Origin of the sequence: Methanosarcina spelaei (genome assembly GCF_002287235.1) — an archaeon.
Lineage (GTDB): Archaea > Halobacteriota > Methanosarcinia > Methanosarcinales > Methanosarcinaceae > Methanosarcina > Methanosarcina spelaei.
The window spans coordinates 1-497 of record NZ_LMVP01000395.1; the positions used below are offsets into that span (position 1 = coordinate 1).

Sequence of the window (497 nt, forward strand, 5' to 3'; positions counted from 1 at the left end):
TCAGTACTTCGCTAATTTTTCATTTTGTATAAATGAGGTCATTCGAAACCTATATATAGGATAAAAATGCCTTCCCATGTCTTTTTTATCAAATAAGCCTGGATTCAATCCTAAAATTGAATTAAAATCAAAGAAATGTATTGATACGGTATTACGGCCTCTTTCAGATCATGTTACTATCAAGATCAATGGTTCCCTTACAAGTGAAGATATTTTTCGTACAGTTATTAGTATGTCAGTAAACAGGAATTCTGTCCATTCAGTTACAGCAAGATATCAGGATGTTGCATGCGAAACATCTCTTCGATATCATCTCAAGAAATTAAACATGGAAGAACTGATCACATCGAATGAAAAGATTCTCCTTCAAGAAGTTTTAAAAACCTTAAAAACAGGTAAAAGCTATGAATTCGCTGTCGATTACACTAATGATCCTTATTATGGGAAAACAGATTCATCTAATGAGAAATACGTGATACGTAGCCAAGCTAAAAAGT

At 32.6% G+C, this 497-nt stretch carries 1 pseudogene; it reads left to right on the forward strand.

Annotation, left to right across the window (positions count from 1 at the left end):
- Window positions 1-76: 76 nt before the first annotated feature.
- A pseudogene (locus ASJ81_RS15210) lies at window positions 77-497 on the forward strand (ISH3 family transposase); the annotation flags it as partial.